This window comes from Bacillus sp. CHD6a (assembly GCF_001293645.1).
Classification (GTDB): Bacteria; Bacillota; Bacilli; order Bacillales; family Bacillaceae_I; genus Sutcliffiella_A.
Genome location: NZ_LBMD01000003.1, coordinates 20,464 through 37,906 on the forward strand (window position 1 = coordinate 20,464; position 17,443 = coordinate 37,906).

The window sequence follows — 17,443 nt, forward strand, 5'->3', positions numbered from 1 at the left end:
CACAACATTGGCCTAAAACAACAAAAATACGAACTGATATTCGTGTTTTTATAAAATTTACCTTTTATCTCTATACCCGTCTATGTTGCGTTTAAAGAGTGTTTTCTATATTCTTATCATTATCATGTATTGGGAATCGGAAACTTAATTTTGGGAGATTTATGATGAAAAAGTTTTTTGGCAGTACCAGCAGTAGGATTTGCGTAGCTTTCTTGATTTTATTAATAACGGGCTGTTCGTCCCACGATATTCCCGAAGAAACGCTAGATTTACCTTATATAGATGAACGGGCACTGGAAAATCCCGAGGAAGAACTGACTTACAGTGAAGTAGGTGGGGTGTTTGTCCATGATTTCATCAAAGCTCATAAAGACAAGTCTGTTAGGTGGACTGCAACGGTGACCCGTAGAAAATAATTCTACCTATGAGCTGCAGGAACCGCTACTTCCGGCCATTCTTGTAACTTTTGCAGATGATTTAAATCCTCCAGCAAAAGTTGGGGACGTTCTGACATTTAAAGGCGTACTAACAGGCTATGGAGAAACATTCGGCAAAGACCCGCTTTGGGTGGTGAGACCTGCCAGACTCGAGTCGACAACCGCTAAAGAACAAGAAGCATTAGTTACCTATCAACAAGCAGTCCAACAAGCAAAAGAGGGAGCAGATCTTCCGTAAACCGAAAAAAGCTGCTCCCTCTTTTTTATTTGAATTTCCCTACCATTTTTCTCGCATACAAAAATCCAATCACTAAAGAAAGGACGTCCACTACAATAACAAACCATTCGTTCCCATAACCTTTAAAAATGGAAACTATCAGGAGTGCTACCGCCAAACCTGTCCCCACATACAGATTATAAGTCACTCTTGTAAAAAGGACCACGAGGAGCGCAGGAATCATCAATGCTAAAACCAGCTTTACCAACAATCTGAAAACCTCTTTTCTATCTCACCGAAAATCTTCTAATGTTAGTATAGCAGGTTTTTTGTTTCTATATAAGAAGAATCAATCTACTGGTATCACCTTAATTTCATCACCAAAGACCCTATGAATCACTGTTTTTCCATTTTCCTCGTTAAAAATTATAGAATAACCTTCTACTAATTCACCATCGTATTGAACGATAACTTGCATTCTCATCCTTCCACTTCGTACACCTTCTATATCCAAGAAATCCATTTGCGATTCAAAAACATAGCCTTCCTCTACTGGAAAGTCGTAGCGATTTAAAGTAAAGATGGGACCACTGTCCATCGACTGTTCAACCTTTACATAATTGGTACCAAGTATGTTACGGACCTCCTGCTTGCTCATTCCTGTGGATACATTACTCAAAACAAAATCCGCAGATATGGTCTCGTTGTCCGTTGTTGTTTGCATTACCCCATAAAGTGTACCGGAAACAATGAACAAGAGTAACACACTCAACACAATCCTCGGATGTCCCCACCAGCTTTTTCTCTTTTTTGCTCCCCTAATTCTCTCTAACACTCGTTCCTGGTCTACACTAGTAAATAAAGAATTCGGGGAAATGAAATGGTCCATTTCCTGTTTAAAGTGATCGCTTTCTAGTCGTGGATTCTTGCTCATGTTCATCGCCTCCTTCCATTATGTATATTCTTACCTTGTCTCTTCCACGTTTGAGTCTCGTTTTTACAGTATTCTTGTTCACTTCTAAAAGCTCTGAAATCTCTTCCACTGAAAAGTCTCGATAATAGTGTAAAATAATAACTTCCCTATATTTCAGGGGCAATCTCATTACCACAGCAGCAAGCTCTTGCCTTTTCTCCGATATCAGAACCTTCTCATCCGTCAGTTCACCTCCTGCCAGAAACGGCTGGACCAATTCCTTGACCTTATGCTTGAAACTTCTCAAATAATCCTTGGAGATATTTATGGCGATCCTATAGATCCACGTTTTGAACTCGCTATCCCCTCGGAATAGATGTAAATTTTTATAGACTTTCACAAACACTTCCTGCGACAAATCGTCAACTACGGCATAATTTCGGACATATGTGTAGATTAAACGCTTAATCTCTTCGCCATAGTGATCCATAGCCCACACAACCATTTCTTCCCGTTTTACCTGCGACAACTCATTCTCCCTAGTCAATATATCCCCTCCTTTTTTGTTTTTTTCTGTTTGACGTTTCATAAGAATAATAGGTTTCATTTTTCCTGAAAAATCCAAAAGAAAACCACCAATTTCTGGTGGCTTTCTCTACAATATTTATTCCACTTCCACAGCAATCTGTGTCACACTTCTCAATTTCTTTTGTTTATTCGCCAACTGAATTTTATTTACAAAAGTAAGAAGTGACTGTCTGTCGCTATCATTTTCAATAATAAATTCTACCAAATATGTGTACCTTCTCTTTTTTACATTGGCCTGAACCCCAAGGATATTGGCTTTAAATTGGAGTAATTGATCGGCAACCATGAATGATAATCCTAATAGAACTTTACTATCTTCAGGAATTTGCACTCTGCTGATAAAGCGCAATTTCTCCATATTTAGCTCTTCCATGTACACTTTCGTACTGCCCGTTGCCACCTCACGGCCGTTCACTTGTAAAATTGTCATCCCACCGACTACAAAATGTCTAGTTCTATATAGCCCTAGCCACATTAACCTATTCTTTTCATCACCCACAAATCTGCCCCCTAATCCCGTGCTTTCTCGTTATTATATCGTCCTGGGAGCCGAGTTCTTTTAGAGTTTCTTCTAATTTGTATTCATTAATTTAACCAGCCAAGTGATGAAGACAGTCTTAACCCAAAAACTTACTCGAAATGGTCTTCATGCAGGTAATGAAGACACTCTCAACCAAAAAACTTCCGTCGGATTGTCTTCAACATACTTATGAAGACATTTTCAACTACAAAACTCCCTCGAAAGTGTCTTCATCCAACAAAAAAGCCCAAAACACCCTGCCTAAAAGGGTATTTTGAGCTTCCTATAAAATAAACCTTAGTCCTCTTCCGCCATAATATCAATCAAGCCGACTTTCGGATTCTTATCTTGGAACCAACGTAACGAGAAGTCATTATCAAACAATGCAACATACTGGTTGTTTCGGTCTTTCACCAAGATATTACGGGAATCAAACAACGACGTATCTACGTCCTGACTTTCCAACCAACGTGGTATTTTCGAGCCAATCATATTGTAAACGACTTCCACATTGTATTCGCCTTTCATACGGTACTCGAATACATCCAATTGAAGCTGACCAACCGCTCCAAGGATGTAAGCTTCTGTGCCGTATTGACGGAACAGTTGGATAGCACCTTCCTGTACAAGCTGCGTGATACCTTTTCCGAATTGCTTCCCTTTCATGACGTTTTTCGCTTCTACTTTTACGAAAAGCTCAGGCGCAAACGTCGGGATCTCATCGAACTCGACCTTTTGATTGCCACCGCTGAACAGAGAATCTCCAATTTGATACACACCTGGATCATAGATACCAATAATATCACCAGGATATGCGTGATCTACTGTCTCACGGTCAGACGCCAAGAATTGTTGGGACTGCGTCAATTTAATCGATTTACCTGTTCTGCTAACCTGTACCGTCATTCCACGTTCAAATACACCGGAACAAATGCGCAAGAATGCCAAACGGTCACGGTGAGCGGGGTTCATGTTCGCCTGGATTTTGAAAATGAAGCCAGAGAAATCCGTTGATTTTGGCTCTACTTTCCCCTCTTCTGTCTGACGTGGCTGCGGTTCACTCGCAAGGTCCAAGAATGTACGGAAAAACATTTCCACACCAAAGTTGGAGATTGCACTTCCGAAGAATACTGGCGTCTGCAAGCCATTCTTCACTTTATTAATATCAAAGTCGTTCCCGGCCTCTTCCAACAGTTCAAAGTCTTCTTTAGCTTGGATAAAAGTAGGATGAGTAGAAATCTCCTCCACACCATCCAATTCCTTGAACGGAATGCGATCCTCTTCATCTTTTCCTTGATAACGAATGAACACTTCGTTGTAACGGTCGTAAACACCCAAGAAGCGTTTTCCCATTCCAACAGGCCAGTTCATCGCATAAGACTCGATACCAAGCACTTCTTCAATCTCTTCTAAAAGCGCAAGAGGCTCTTTTCCTTCACGGTCCAACTTATTGATGAACGTGAAAATTGGGATACCGCGCATACGACAAACCTTGAAAAGCTTGATAGTTTGCGGCTCTACCCCTTTCGTGCAGTCAATGATCATCACGGCGCTGTCCACGGCCGTCAACGTACGATACGTATCTTCACTGAAATCTTCGTGTCCAGGGGTATCAAGAATGTTGATATGCTTATTCATATACTCAAAACTCATAACACTCGATGTTACGGAGATTCCACGTTTCTTTTCAATTTCCATCCAGTCAGATGTTGCAAATTTACCAGACTTCTTCCCTTTTACCGTACCTGCTGAACGAATAACGTTACCGAATAAAAGAAGTTTCTCCGTCAAGGTCGTTTTCCCCGCATCCGGGTGGGATATAATCGCAAAGGTTCTGCGGCGGTCTATCTCTTTATTTAAAAGTTCATTTTTCACAGTTTCCGTACCTACCTCTCAAAAATTACACAATAGTGCTATTATAACAGAAATCAGCTTGAGAAAAATATAGCAATCCAACGAAAACCTATTTCCAATATTCCTATTCTCGGTTATACTCTTTGTAAATATATGTTAGGAGTGATCATTTTGGCAAAAAGTAAAGCAAAAAAGCTGCGTGAAAAACAAGTCCGAGAAGGCAAACGCAATCCCGAAAACGGCCGAGGCACCTATGCACTTGCAAACCTCACTACGAAAATGACGAAGACGAAAAAAGAAAAACTAAATCAACTATACAAAAAAGAACGACAATCTCGCTATGGTGGTGCCCGGGAGAATGTCGTTCTTTATTTTTGTAATCCATTAGCGCCGCTGTTGATTTCCGCGCCAGGCTTCGCTTTCCGCGGGGCGTGTGCTTGAACCTCCTCGCAACGCTTGAGGGGTCTCAAGCTACCGCTACCTCCCGTCGGAGTCTTCACCTTTCGCTCCAATCAACAGCTTTAGAATCTGACTATCATTTCCTCTGCTGAAACGCCACCACTTCATCAAATTCCTGCTCGTACAATCTGCTCAATCTAATGAATAAAGGCGTCAGCTCTTTATACACTTCCACTTCCGTCTGATCCGGAACATACCCATTTGTCGTTCCCACCATCTCATTCATCACATCAAACGAATCTATTTCACCAAGCGCATACAAGCCAAGAACTGCAGCACCGAGGCAGGAACTTTCCACACTTTCAGGGATGCTTACTTCCTGATTGAAAATGTTAGAAAGCATCTGGCACCAAACTGCTGAGCGGGCAAAACCGCCTGTTGCATGGATTTTTTCCGGAATGCCGATAATCTCTTCCAATGCTAACAACACCGTATAAAGGTTAAGGTTAATTCCTTCTAATACAGCTCGCATCAAATGTTCTCTTTTATGATGGATACCAAGGCCATAGAAGGATCCACGTGCATTTCCGTTCCACAATGGTGCACGTTCACCTGTCAGATAGGGATGGAAAATAACACCCTCTGCACCGGGTTTCACTTGAGCAATCTTTGCTGTCATCACATCATATGGGTCAACTACGATTGCTTTCGCCTCTTCTACTTCCGTTTGGCAAAATTCATCACGAAGCCAGCGCATAATCATGCCACCATTGTTGACCGGACCGCCAATAACCCAGTGATCTTCTGTCAGCGCATAGCAAAATGTTCTGCCCTTCGGATCGGTTACTGGCTTGTCCGCAACGGTACGGATGGCCCCGCTTGTCCCAATTGTCAAAGCCACCACGCCTGGCTGGACTGCGTTTACCCCAAGGTTGGAAAGAACACCATCGTTTGCACCGATCACAAATTTCACATCAGTGTGCAAACCTAATTTTACAGCCCATTCCGATTTTATTCCTGAGATGACTTCTGTTGTCGGCACAAGGCGAGAGAGTTTATCAGGCGTCACACCTGCAATCCCAAGTGCTCCCTCGTCCCAATCTAATTTCTCCAAATTCAACAAACCTGTTGCCGAAGCAATGGAGTGGTCCACAACGTACTCACCAAACAACTTATGAAAGACATACTCTTTTATAGAGATAAATTTAGCTGCTCTTTCAAAAATTTCATGGTGTTCGTTTCTCAACCAAACAAGCTTTGCCAAAGGAGACATCGGGTGAATAGGTGTTCCAGTTCTCAGATAAACTTCGTGACCGTCCCATTCATTCTTAATTTTCTTTGCCCATTTCTCACTTCGTTGGTCGGCCCATGTGATGCTTTTCGTCAATGGAATTCCTGCTTCATCCACAGCAATCAGACTGTGCATCGCCGCACTGAAGCTAATATGGGAAAGGTCTGTGGTATCGATGCCACCCTTTGATATTGTTTCCCTGATAGACACCGCCACCGCTTCCAGTATTTCATCAGAGTCCTGTTCAGCCGCTCCCATTTCAGGAGTGTATAAAGGATATTCCACTGCATGTTGAGTTTTTACTTTTCCGTCCTTCGTAAAAAGCACTGCCTTTGTGCTTGTTGTTCCTATATCAACGCCTAGCATGTATGTTGTCATGGTGATGTCCTCCTTTATTCAAAATCACAACGGGCCAAGGAGATAGCTCCTTGACCCTACTTTCTTTTATCTTAAGACTAACATATACAACCCCTGTTGATTTCCGTAACGAAAAAGTCTTGATTTTAGTATTTTTATAAACAACCGCTGTTGATTTCCGCAAATGGCTTCGCTTTCCTAGGGTCGCTGCTGGAGCCTCCTCGGCTTCGCCTGTGGGGTCTCCACCTAGCTCTATCTCCCTCAGGAGTCTTCGCCTTTTGCTCCAATCAACAGCTAGGAATCAATAAAAACTTTACGTTAGCAGTTTTTCAGTGGCTTCCTTCGTTGCGTGGTTTCAACATTTTCTCCATCAACAGCTATATGACCCTCAGAGTTCAACAATAGCAATAACTGATCTTATCCTATAAATATACCAAGAATTACTGCTACTGCAAAACCTACAAGTCCAATAATCGTTTCCATGACCGTCCAAGATTTTAACGTATCTTTTACATCTAGACCGAAGTATCTGTTTACTAACCAGAATCCGGAGTCGTTTACGTGAGACAGAACTGTTGCACCGGAAGCAATCGAAATAACAATTAAACCAAGTACAGGTCCTTCAAGACCCATGATACCAATTAACGGTGTGATAAGTCCTGCTGCTGTAACCATTGATACGGTTGCGGAACCTTGTGCCACCCGGACTGCTGCTGCAATCAAGAACGCCAGAACAATTGGAGGCAATGCAGAGCCCGCCATCATTTCACCTAATACATCACCCACACCAGAGTCGATTAGTACTTGCTTGAATACCCCACCGGCACCAGTAACAAGGATGATGATACCTGCCGGCTCAAGTGCTTTAGTTGCAATATCTTGTACATCTTGTTTCGTATAACCGCGCTTTGTTCCAAGAAAATAGAACGTTAATAACGTTGCTATCGTCAATGCTACGAACGGGTGACCGACAAAGGTTGTAATCTCTCGAACAATATGCCCTTCATCAAAAATAACCGTTGAAAACGTATTCACTAAAATCAACACTAATGGCACTAGAATAATAGATGCAATCAGACCGAAGCTTGGAAGATCCTTGTCATATACCTTGTCTTCATCGAGTTCCATATACTTTGGTACAACTACGTGAATTTTTTTGCCAATATATTTACCGAAGACCGGACCAGCTAAAATCATAGCTGGGATACCAGCGATAACACCAAACAGGATCACCCATCCAAGGTCTGCACCGATTAAATCAGCTACTGCAATTGGTCCCGGTGTTGGTGGGATGAAGCTGTGGGTTACTGCAAGTCCTGCTAGCAACGGAATTCCATAGTGTAAAAGGGACTTCCCTGTTCTCTTCGCCAAGCCATACACGATTGGCACTAAAATGATGAAACCAACATCAAAGAATACGGGGATTGCTACTAAGAATCCTGTAATACCTAACGCCCATTGGGACTTTTCTTCACCGAATTTTTTCATTAACGTTTGCGCAAGTCTTTCTGCTCCACCTGATACTTCAAGCATTTTTCCGAACATCGCACCAAGTCCGACTACGACTGCAACGAAGCCTAAGGTACCTCCCATTCCGTTTTGGACGGATGCGATGACTTCATTTAGTGGCATGCCTGCGGCGATACCTACTAGTAAGCTGACTAGCAGCAAGGCTACGAATGCGTGTAGTTTCGTGCGGATGACTAGGAATAGTAGGACGAATATTGCAGCTGCTGCGATTAGGATTAGCATGGATCCTGACATGTGTTGTTCCTCCTTTTTGAGTACCTCTATTAGAAAATTTATGTTTATTTACGTTTACTCCAGCTGACTTCCGTTGCAGATATTCGTTTTCCGCGGGGCGGTGCTTGAGCCTCCTCACTTCGTTGCGGGGTCTCAAGCTACCGCTACCTTCCGCAGGAGTCTCCTATCTTCCACTTCAGTCAGCTGGGGAATTATTTATCGTTCCTCGTTATCTACTAAAATCAGTTCTTCTCGACCGCGTGTCCGCCGAATTCGTTGCGGAGTGCTGCGACTACTTTTCCGGAGAAGGTGTCGGGCTCTAAGGAGCGGTAACGCATCATTAAAGACAAAGCGATGACTGGTGCTGCTGCTTGTAGGTCAAGGGCTGTCTCTACTGTCCATTTACCTTCACCCGAAGAATGCATAACGCCTTTGATGCCTTCTAATCTCGCGTCTTTACTGAATGCATTCTCCGTGAGTTCCATGAGCCAAGATCGTACGACGGATCCATTGTTCCATACTCTCGCTACCTTTTCATAGTCAAAGTCGAAATCACTTTTTTCAAGGATGTCGAATCCTTCAGCAATTGCTTGCATCATACCGTATTCCACACCATTGTGGACCATTTTCAGGAAGTGACCGCTACCGGATTTTCCTGCATATAAGTAGCCGTTTTCTACACAAATATCTTGGAAAAGCGCCTCCACGTGTTTAAACGCTTCTTCATTTCCTCCGACCATGGTGCAAGCACCGTTGCGAGCACCTTCCATACCACCGCTTGTTCCGACATCCAAGTAGTGGACACCTTTTGCAGCAAGTTGTTCTGCACGCTTTAATGTATCTTTGTAGTTGGAGTTGCCGCCATCAATGATGATGTCTCCTTCTGTTACGAAACTACTAATCTCTGAAAGAACATTTTCTGTAGTTTCACCAGCCGGCACCATCATCCAAATCACTTTTGGAGAGTCCAGTTTATCTAGTGCTTCCTCAATGGAGAATGCTCCGATAGCACCTGCCTTTTCGCTTTTAATAACGTTTTCATTATCCACATCAAATGCGACGACCTCATGCTTGTTATCTATTAAATTTAATGTTAGGTTATACCCCATCTTGCCTAATCCTATCATTGCTAGTTTCATAAAAGTTGAAACTCCCTTCTTGTAAAAATATATATATACAGAAAAATATTTTTTGTCTTGTTCCCATTATGAAAAAAAATTCCTCAAAATGCAAGCGTTATCAAAAAATAGTTTCTTTTTTTTTCAAACCTCTTTATGATAGAGATTAGATTACTATTTCTGGAGGGTCGCACCATGAACAAGCAGGAAACGCAATACTGCATGATGCGCATACGTTCCCACTATCCACAGTTCAAGGGGAAGGAGCAAGTCATCGCGGACTATATCCTAAATAATCCACAGAAAATTGTCCACAGCACCATCAACCAAATTGCCGATGATCTAGGTGTAGCGGACTCCACCGTATTCCGTTTCTGCCAACGAATCGGCTTTAAAGGCTACCAGGCAATGAAGATTGCACTCGCAACGCAAATTGTGGAACCAATCCAAGATATTCATGAAAATATCATGGAACACGACAGCGAAAAAACGATTGCGGAAAAAGTTTTCCGATCTAATATAAAAACGCTTGAAGATACGCTGAAGATCCTTGATGAACAGGCGTTTCACCAAGTAATCAGCGCCATTCTTGGGGCTCGCAAGGTTGAATTGTTCGGGAGTGGCGGTTCTAATGTCATTGCAATGGACGCTTACCATAAACTTATCCGTACAGGTGTTTCGGTGAACGTCCAGTCTGACACACACATGCAACTTATGTCTGCAAGCCAACTGACGGAGGAAGACGTCGCCATCATCATTTCACATACCGGAGCATCAAAGGACATGATGCACATTCTTGAAGTCGTAAGAGCAAATGGAGTGAAGACAATCGGTATCACTAACTTTGCCAAGTCTCCTTTAAGCCAAGGTGTGGACATGGCACTCTATACGATGTCAGAGGAAACGGATTATCGCTCTGAGGCATTGGCGTCACGCATTGCCCAACTTGCGATGATTGATGCCATTTATGTGAATGTTCTCATGGCGAAGAAGGATGAAGGGAAGGCAGCACTGCAGAAGGTTCGTTCAGCGATATCGGTCAAGCGGGTATAAATAAAGCTGGCTAGAAGTCGGGAAACACGACAAACTAGCCAGCTTTGTTTTATTCATTCGGTTATTTGGGTGATAAAGACAGTTTCAACGCTATTTTCCTTGCAAAATTGTCTTCATTCACATGATGAAGACAATCTCAGCCCTTTTTATGACTCATAATTGTCTTCATTCCTACAACACCACAAAATAATAAATCACCATCGCACACAGTCCAACAGGTACCCCATGCCGAGCCCACTCTTTACTTGTAATGCCTAGCTTTCCTGCCGCTATGATATTGGGAATGTTACCAGGCACCAACATTCCTCCGCTGATCATAAGCCCAAGCAAAATCACCCGGATGACTGACGGATCCAGTTCCGCACTAATTTCTGCAGCCGCCAATGTCGCGTTATCCAAAATGGCGGAGGACATATTGAACCAGTACAAAACAGTAGGGTCCATGCCTAAAAAGTAGGCGGAGACAAATGGTTCAAAACCTGCACCAAGAAAAGTCAGTCCCATCACAAAAAAGTAAATTTTCAAGCCTCGAATAAAAATTTCCTCGTAGCTTTCCTTGTCCTTCATACTCCGCTCCAATTCGTTAGTGCCAGTTGCTTTTACCATAAAGGCTGCAAGTAATCCGAATAACAACAAAGCGAATAGAACATCCTTGCCAATCAGCCTAAACAGGTAAAAGAAATCCCCGTTCAACTTGCTGATTGTCACGATGGATAATGGCTCTCCAATCGGAGTCAAGGCTGCACCTAACCCAATAGAAAAGCAAGCCAGGACAGTAAGCCTGATCTGCTCTTTTTTTTCAAGATCCAGCCCAACCACTATAAAAACCAAAAGGAGCGCTGCAATAATTGCGGTAATGACACTTGAGATTAAACCAAGAAACACAACAAGCAGAAAAATAAATAACTTAAATGGTACTCTATTTTTCAAAAAGTGAAGAATTCTACTAAAAGGTCGCTGCAACCATCTGAAAACTAGTCCCGCCATTAAGACCGCGAGTGAAATGAAGATGGGATCGGTTGCCGCGATGAAGAAAAGCTGTTCATTGTAAACTCCACTTACCATACTGGCAAGTACCCCCATACTTAGCAGGAAAACTTCCATATTTTCTTCTATTTTCTTGAAAAGTAAAGGTCCTAATAAGACGACCAGAAAAATCGAAATCAATCCGAAATCCATTTTTCACACTCCCGTTGTCTTCAGAAATACTTTAGATAACGGTTCATGTATATGCGATTATTGGACAAACATGCCTGCATAAAAAAAGAAGAGACAGGAACCAACAAAGCTCCTGTCTCCTTACTATTACTTTTATTAATCAGTCTCAAAAGCTTATAAATAGCCCAATTTCTCGAGATCTCTGTATACTATCCAAGAATACATTTTTCTTCCCTTACTGTTTAGATGATTGGAATCGATAAAATATTCTTTGTTGTTGGCAAATCTTTGATCATTCATATAATTTAAAAACGGGACATCTAATTCAAGGGGCTCAAGGTACTGAAAGACCAGTCTATTCATAACTTCCTCACTTAAATGTTCTTGATAAGACTGATGTACCGGCTCCATGGTTAGTACTACTTGGTAGCCTTTCTCTTTACAATAATCCACAATCTCTTTTAACTGCTTGACATTTTGTTCAATAACATTGCTTTGAACTGCTTCATTGTATTGGTCTTCTACATCCTCATACTTTCTTTCCGAATAGTTCTTACCGTTATTGGCCCAAGGCTGATGAGCATCCCATCTAAATTCTTTCAATTTCCCAGAGAGCGCAGAGTGAAAACTCCCGCTATTTGCCCCTGGTAAGTACAAATAACTGTAATAATCAATGACATTAAACGGTTCAATATCTTTACGATCCAAAATTTTATAATAGTTTCCTACATTCTTGGTCTCAGAATTTGCGAATGTAATCTGAGAAATAGAAACGATCACTACGCCACCAGGTTTAAGATACTTGCCATACTCTTTTAACAATTTTAAATCGTATTCAATGGTTTGAGCAGGAAGTGCTAAATCCAGATGCGACAAACCAGTAGGCTTAAAATAATAGCCGTACATGGAATGAGAGGCACCAAGATTGATGATATCAACTGGATATGGATCATTCTTGAAAGCCAGTATTGCATGGCTGATGTTATAATCGTAAGAATCCTTTACGAATTTATTTACTGGCATAAACAGTAATATAACAACAGTCATGATGATTGTTAACTTAATGAGTAAACGTCCCATATCACATCGCAATTCCTTTCAAAACATTGTTTCTTACCCATGGAATGTGTATTAAAATCTCCCATAAATAAACCCTTCACCCGAAACACCGAAAACAATAATGGAAAGAATGATAAAAACATAAAATGCAAATCTAACAAGTGTCGGGCGTTGTGACAGCAGTTTCCAAGTGGAAACATTTTTTCTTTCCATATACTGAAATAATTGAAAAACAACAAAGAAAAATACAAAAATCACCAAATCCAGCAGTGTAAATAGTTCAAACGCTTTAACAATCCCTAATGGATTCCAGGAGCTAATGGATAAGAAAAGTTTTGCATTTTCAAAAGCTTGTGAGACGGAATCTGATCGATAAAAAACTCTAGAAAAGCAAACTAGCAGGAAGGTGATGGCAATTTTCACCCATTTATGGAACACCGGATTTCTATCCAAGTGAGTAAAGGAAGCTACTTTCTCACGATAATGTTTTGTATAATCTCCAAACACTCGATAAAACCCATGAATAAGACCCCATATAACAAAAGTCCAAGCTGCTCCGTGCCAAATTCCGCTGATTAAAAAAGTAATTACAATAGCTTTATATATGTCACTTCTTTTCTTTTTCCCCTTACATAACGGGAAGAAGATATAATCCCTAAGCCATGTAGAGAAAGTTATATGCCATCTATTCCAAAAATCCGATATTGAAACTGCAAAATGCGGTTGCTTAAAATTTTCTGTCAACTTTATCCCTAGTATTCTAGCACAACCGATGGCAATGTCACTCAACGCTGAAAAATCCGCGAACAATTGTATCGAGAATAGAATAGTAGCTAGTACGATTTCTGAACCAGTCGGGTTTGGATTATCGAAAACGCTAGATACAATGGGAGCTAGTCGATCTGCGATTAATGTCTTTTTAAAAAATCCCCATGCAATCCGCTTCATCCCATAGCTTACATTATCATAATTTAAACGTTGTTCCGCTTTCAATTGTGGAAGCAATTTCTTGGCACGTTCAATCGGCCCAGCAACCAACTGTGGGAAAAAAGCAAAGAATATGGAAAAATAGCCGTAATGTCTTTCCGCTTTTTGTTTTCCATGGTAGATATCCACAAGGTAACCTACTGCCTGTAAAGTATAAAATGAAATCGCTAATGGCAGTACAATTTCTTGATATGGTATCGAATAATTTAAATGAAAGTAACTTGCAACCGCTCGAAGAGATTCATTGACAAAACTAACATATTTAAACCAACCGAGAAAAAACAATAGCACGGAAATTCCAACGAGCATGACCTTTTTCTTCTGTCTTTTTGTTTCCTGTTTTTCTATAAAAATACCAGAAAAATAAGTAGAAACTGTGCTTGCAAGCAGTAACGGTATAAATTGGATACTTAAAATGGCGTAAAAAGCGTAACTTGCAACTAATAAGAGAATCCACCTGAAACGATGTGGGATTAAATAATAAGTAAAAACAATTATTGCAAAAAATAGGAGAAACTCAATAGATATAAAACCCATCCAACCACCTGTCAAAAAATAAACTTAAGATGTTTCTATAACTTATCCATGTTTAGGTAACTCGGAATAGAGGATCTTTCCATACTGATTACGTGGGATTTCCTCAATCCTGATAATCTTCATGCCTTTTAAGTTTAATTTTTCCTTAATAATTTTTTTTATTGGAACACCATCATCTTTTAATGTGTATATATACATTTGGTCATCCGTCCCAGCGCTGATACAATCATGCCCATGCTCAGATAGAAATCCTTCTACCTCATCAAGACTGACCCGGTTCCCATAGAGCTTAATCATTCTTTTGATTCGGCCACTTATATAAAAATACCCATCCTGATCAAAGTAAGCCAAATCACCCGTATGCAAAATACCGTTATTTTCATCTTCTTTCGAAAGATCAAATACCGACTCCGCATACCCCAAAGAAACATTTGGTCCTTTGTATATCAATTCGCCCTTCACGTTAGGCTCCGTAATTTTGTTACCATTCTCGTCTTGCAGAATCAGCTCTCCACCAGGAATGGCAATGCCAATGCTTCCGACTTTTTCAAGATTTTTTTCCCATGGTAAATAGGCCATGCGCGCCGTTGCTTCCGTTTGACCATACATGGAAAAGAATTGAATCCCTTTTTGATTGCATACGTTAGCAAATTTTGACGATAGAGTGGAGCTTAATTTCCCACCTGCTTGAGTTAGTTTTTGTAAACTCGGAAGATGAAAAGCTTCAAATTTTAGCCTATCGAGCATCTCATACACAAAAGGAACTCCCCCAAAAGTTGTTACTTCTTGCTCTCTACATAAGTCCCAAAACTCTTTTTTCATAATAGACGCATCCGTAACAACAATCGTCGCCCCGCATATGAAATGACTATTGATGATAGAGAGGCCATAGGAGTAATTCATTGGTAGTGTTGTGATAGGTTTATCCTCTGAATGAATGTCAAGGTACTTTGCTATTGATTCAGCATTACTAAAAAGATTTTCATAACTTAACCGAACAAATTTGGGACTTCCAGTACTTCCAGAGGTTGTTAAAAGGAGCGCAAGACTTTCATGAAGGTTATGTTGGAAAAATGACGGACATTGAAACAATGTGTAATCTCCGTATACAAATGTACTTTCCATTTCATTTAATAGGTCTTGATTTTCGCTGCTCGCCCAAATGTATGCAGGCTTATAGAGATTAATCAATCGGCGCAATTGATCCATATGAATGGAAGCATCCAAAAGTACAGGTACCACACCACCTCTAATAAAGCCTACATAGCCAAATAAAGATTCTTTATTATTGGAACATAAGCAAAAAACGAGCGTTCTTTCCCCTACTTCTCCACAGATAGCATCAGCAATTTTTAACATTTCAGAGTAAGAATATGTTCGTTCAGCATATACCGCGGTGAGGTTTCCAAACTCCTCCATTTTTTGGAATCTATTCATTAATAAAGTCCACTCCCAAGCGTTTCAAAAGCTCGATTCCTGATAGGTAAGAATTGAACTCTGTAATCCATTCTGAATCTATGGATACTTCAAAAACATCCTCCATCTCAGAAATGAGTGCCATATGTCCGATAGAATCCCACTCTCTTACTGCTCCAAGTGCTAAATCTTCATTTATATCATCTTCCTCTATGTCCAGCGCATCGATAAATGCATTTTTATATTTCTCTATATTTTTCATTCATTTACACCCTTTCCAACTGTGTGAAATCTTATATTAACGTGACATTTATTGATAATAATAATCAATTGCATATAAAATTCTAGCATATCGGTTTTTAAATGGTCAACAACTCTTTTGATGGTATTTACCCCCACTAAGCCACGTATTCTACTTAACCATGAATAAAAATTAGAGAAACGGATTATCCGTTTCTCTAACGTGTTTTCGTATCATATTAATTGCCTTTGCTTTTTCGGATAAATCCATCAGGCTTTAACCGAAAATGGTAGACATATTCTCTTTTCATTACACCGCTTCCGTCTGCTTCCACTTTCTGCCGACTTGAACGAACAGCAGCCCCAGTTCATGGTGATCGCCTTCGTATAAAGCAGATTGAGCAAAACGAGTTTCACCGTTTGCATCGATCACTTGCAATTTGCAAAAAGCTCTGTTCTGCTGAAGTGCTTCATAGAAGTTTGACACGGAATTAACCGGTATATTGTTTACTTTTGTAATTATTTCTCCAATTTGAAGGTTCATTTTTTCCGCAGGACTATCCGGGATCACCCCAAGGATGACAAGCCCTTTATCCCGTTGAACAAAAATCGGTTGATGTTTTTCGTCCTCTGTTTTCGCTCTGTAATTCAGCCATTCCCTGCCTACTACAGCAAACACTGCTGCCAGGATGGAGGCATTTTCCCACCATAGGCCGCCAACTCCAGACAATATTACTACGATGGCCAACAGAACCAATTGTCTACCAACGATCGGTATAGCATCAAGCGGTAAACTTGCTTTTAGTCGTTGATAATAACCCATGCTGAATGGAACCAGCCATAAAGAAAGCGTGTGTTCTCCCATTTCAAGGACAGGCCACCACTCAAAGCTTGTTTCAATCCCTCCAGAACCAACAGGGACAAATAAGAATAATGGAAGAATCCAAACTCTCTGGACAACATGTGACCCCACCGGCAACCCCCGCTTGCTTTTTTGAAGCTGAGGAGAGGTTTGCAGAGGTGCCTGCTTCCAGACGAAAAGCCCTTCAGCCACCATGAGAATCCCCATCAAAATGGCAAGTGTCGGTAAATGCGTCGCTTCGATAGATGCAAACAAACGTTGAAAGATGGTGACACCTGTTTCCAATTTCGGGAGAAGTACCACTGCCAAAATAGCAAAGCCGAATATGTAAGCAGTTGAAAGCCATCTTGGCTTAATGAAAAGGGTAAAAATGATGCTAAAGAGACTGAGAAGTACTAGCGTTCCAAAAGGAATGATTACACCCAAACCAATGGTAAACACAGATAAAACAAGTCCAACTAAAAGACTCTTGGCAGCCTTTTGAAACTCCGTCAGGCCGTATTCCACTCGTATATGAAAGTCATGCCGCTCTCTTTTAACGCGAAAATATCCTAATACTACTGCAACAGCTAAGGTCACATATAGGACAGGGTGGATGAAAAGGCGTCCCACTCCTATCAGCAATTCCCAAAACCAAGTTTCCATCACCCGTTCACCGCCTAAACATACAAACTTTTCTTTTATTTTACCACAA

General features: G+C 41.0%; 17 protein-coding genes. 3 read left to right on the forward strand and 14 right to left on the reverse strand.

What is annotated here, in order from left to right; genetic code table 11:
• Window positions 1-212 precede the first annotated feature (212 nt).
• A complete protein-coding gene (locus AAV98_RS04760) occupies window positions 213-416 on the forward strand; it encodes a hypothetical protein (protein WP_156317633.1) in 204 nt (67 codons plus the stop codon).
• A 284-nt stretch (window positions 417-700) separates the two neighbouring features.
• On the opposite strand, the gene AAV98_RS04765 is transcribed toward AAV98_RS04760, so the two are convergent.
• From AAV98_RS04765 to AAV98_RS04785, 5 genes are all read right to left on the reverse strand, one after another.
• Complete coding sequence (locus AAV98_RS04765; RefSeq protein ID WP_082380771.1) at window positions 701-925, reverse strand: DUF2198 family protein; 225 nt, start codon at window positions 923-925, stop codon at window positions 701-703.
• A gap of 78 nt (window positions 926-1,003) precedes the next feature.
• Window positions 1,004-1,588 carry a hypothetical protein gene (locus tag AAV98_RS04770; RefSeq protein ID WP_060664428.1) on the reverse strand — a complete coding sequence of 195 codons (585 nt, stop codon included), beginning with the start codon at window positions 1,586-1,588 and terminating at the stop codon, window positions 1,004-1,006.
• Complete coding sequence (locus tag AAV98_RS04775) at window positions 1,551-2,114, reverse strand: sigma-70 family RNA polymerase sigma factor (RefSeq protein ID WP_197284229.1); 564 nt, start codon at window positions 2,112-2,114, stop codon at window positions 1,551-1,553. The genes AAV98_RS04770 and AAV98_RS04775 overlap by 38 nt, the downstream gene beginning before the upstream one ends.
• Window positions 2,115-2,231: 117 nt before the next feature.
• A complete protein-coding gene (locus tag AAV98_RS04780; protein WP_060664430.1) occupies window positions 2,232-2,654 on the reverse strand; it encodes a hypothetical protein in 423 nt (140 codons plus the stop codon).
• A 318-nt stretch (window positions 2,655-2,972) separates the two neighbouring features.
• Complete coding sequence (locus tag AAV98_RS04785; RefSeq protein ID WP_060664431.1) at window positions 2,973-4,550, reverse strand: peptide chain release factor 3; 1,578 nt, start codon at window positions 4,548-4,550, stop codon at window positions 2,973-2,975.
• Between the two features lie 150 nt (window positions 4,551-4,700).
• Between AAV98_RS04785 and AAV98_RS04790 the strand changes: the two genes are divergently transcribed.
• A complete protein-coding gene (locus AAV98_RS04790) occupies window positions 4,701-4,970 on the forward strand; it encodes a hypothetical protein (protein ID WP_060664432.1) in 270 nt (89 codons plus the stop codon).
• 94 nt (window positions 4,971-5,064) lie between these two features.
• Here AAV98_RS04790 and gntK read toward each other — a convergent pair whose 3' ends face one another.
• The 3 genes from gntK to gnd form a co-directional block, all read right to left on the reverse strand.
• Window positions 5,065-6,597 carry a gluconokinase gene (gene gntK, locus AAV98_RS04795; RefSeq protein WP_060664433.1) on the reverse strand — a complete coding sequence of 511 codons (1,533 nt, stop codon included), beginning with the start codon at window positions 6,595-6,597 and terminating at the stop codon, window positions 5,065-5,067.
• A 396-nt stretch (window positions 6,598-6,993) separates the two neighbouring features.
• Window positions 6,994-8,340 (reverse strand): GntP family permease, encoded by a 1,347-nt coding sequence (locus AAV98_RS04800; RefSeq protein ID WP_060664434.1) that lies wholly within the window; start codon window positions 8,338-8,340, stop codon window positions 6,994-6,996.
• A 221-nt stretch (window positions 8,341-8,561) separates the two neighbouring features.
• Window positions 8,562-9,458 (reverse strand): phosphogluconate dehydrogenase (NAD(+)-dependent, decarboxylating), encoded by an 897-nt coding sequence (gene gnd / locus AAV98_RS04805; protein WP_060664435.1) that lies wholly within the window; start codon window positions 9,456-9,458, stop codon window positions 8,562-8,564.
• A 174-nt stretch (window positions 9,459-9,632) separates the two neighbouring features.
• On the opposite strand from gnd, the gene AAV98_RS04810 reads away from it, so the two are divergent.
• Entirely contained in the window at window positions 9,633-10,490 is an 858-nt protein-coding gene (locus AAV98_RS04810; RefSeq protein WP_060664436.1) for a MurR/RpiR family transcriptional regulator, read from the forward strand.
• Window positions 10,491-10,661: 171 nt separating this feature from the next.
• Here the strand turns inward: AAV98_RS04810 and AAV98_RS04815 are convergent, their stop codons facing one another.
• From AAV98_RS04815 to AAV98_RS04840, 6 genes are all read right to left on the reverse strand, one after another.
• Window positions 10,662-11,669: a DUF1646 family protein gene (locus AAV98_RS04815; protein WP_060664437.1), complete on the reverse strand. Its 1,008-nt coding sequence runs from the start codon at window positions 11,667-11,669 to the stop codon at window positions 10,662-10,664.
• A 153-nt stretch (window positions 11,670-11,822) separates the two neighbouring features.
• Window positions 11,823-12,728, reverse strand: a complete 906-nt coding sequence (locus AAV98_RS04820) for a hypothetical protein (RefSeq protein WP_060664438.1) — start codon at window positions 12,726-12,728, stop codon at window positions 11,823-11,825.
• Window positions 12,729-12,779: 51 nt separating this feature from the next.
• Window positions 12,780-14,231, reverse strand: coding sequence for an MBOAT family O-acyltransferase (locus AAV98_RS04825; RefSeq protein ID WP_197284231.1), 1,452 nt, complete (start codon window positions 14,229-14,231; stop codon window positions 12,780-12,782).
• Window positions 14,232-14,273: 42 nt separating this feature from the next.
• A complete protein-coding gene (locus tag AAV98_RS04830; RefSeq protein WP_060664439.1) occupies window positions 14,274-15,668 on the reverse strand; it encodes an AMP-binding protein in 1,395 nt (464 codons plus the stop codon).
• Window positions 15,661-15,909 carry an acyl carrier protein gene (locus tag AAV98_RS04835; protein ID WP_060664440.1) on the reverse strand — a complete coding sequence of 83 codons (249 nt, stop codon included), beginning with the start codon at window positions 15,907-15,909 and terminating at the stop codon, window positions 15,661-15,663. The genes AAV98_RS04830 and AAV98_RS04835 overlap by 8 nt, the downstream gene beginning before the upstream one ends.
• 288 nt (window positions 15,910-16,197) lie before the next feature.
• On the reverse strand, window positions 16,198-17,394 hold the full coding sequence (locus tag AAV98_RS04840) for a PDZ domain-containing protein (RefSeq protein ID WP_060664441.1): 1,197 nt from the start codon (window positions 17,392-17,394) through the stop codon (window positions 16,198-16,200).
• Window positions 17,395-17,443 lie beyond the last annotated feature (49 nt).

Coding starts and splice junctions, on each gene's coding strand:
- AAV98_RS04770 (WP_060664428.1), bottom strand. CDS start 1,588: ATGAGCAAGAATCCACGACTAGAAAGCGATCACTTTAAACAGGAAATG.
- gntK (WP_060664433.1), bottom strand. CDS start 6,597: ATGACAACATACATGCTAGGCGTTGATATAGGAACAACAAGCACAAAG.
- AAV98_RS04800 (WP_060664434.1), bottom strand. CDS start 8,340: ATGTCAGGATCCATGCTAATCCTAATCGCAGCAGCTGCAATATTCGTC.
- gnd (WP_060664435.1), bottom strand. CDS start 9,458: ATGAAACTAGCAATGATAGGATTAGGCAAGATGGGGTATAACCTAACA.
- AAV98_RS04810 (WP_060664436.1), top strand. CDS start 9,633: ATGAACAAGCAGGAAACGCAATACTGCATGATGCGCATACGTTCCCAC.
- AAV98_RS04815 (WP_060664437.1), bottom strand. CDS start 11,669: ATGGATTTCGGATTGATTTCGATTTTTCTGGTCGTCTTATTAGGACCT.
- AAV98_RS04820 (WP_060664438.1), bottom strand. CDS start 12,728: ATGGGACGTTTACTCATTAAGTTAACAATCATCATGACTGTTGTTATA.
- AAV98_RS04825 (WP_197284231.1), bottom strand. CDS start 14,231: ATGGGTTTTATATCTATTGAGTTTCTCCTATTTTTTGCAATAATTGTT.
- AAV98_RS04830 (WP_060664439.1), bottom strand. CDS start 15,668: ATGAATAGATTCCAAAAAATGGAGGAGTTTGGAAACCTCACCGCGGTA.
- AAV98_RS04835 (WP_060664440.1), bottom strand. CDS start 15,909: ATGAAAAATATAGAGAAATATAAAAATGCATTTATCGATGCGCTGGAC.
- AAV98_RS04840 (WP_060664441.1), bottom strand. CDS start 17,394: ATGGAAACTTGGTTTTGGGAATTGCTGATAGGAGTGGGACGCCTTTTC.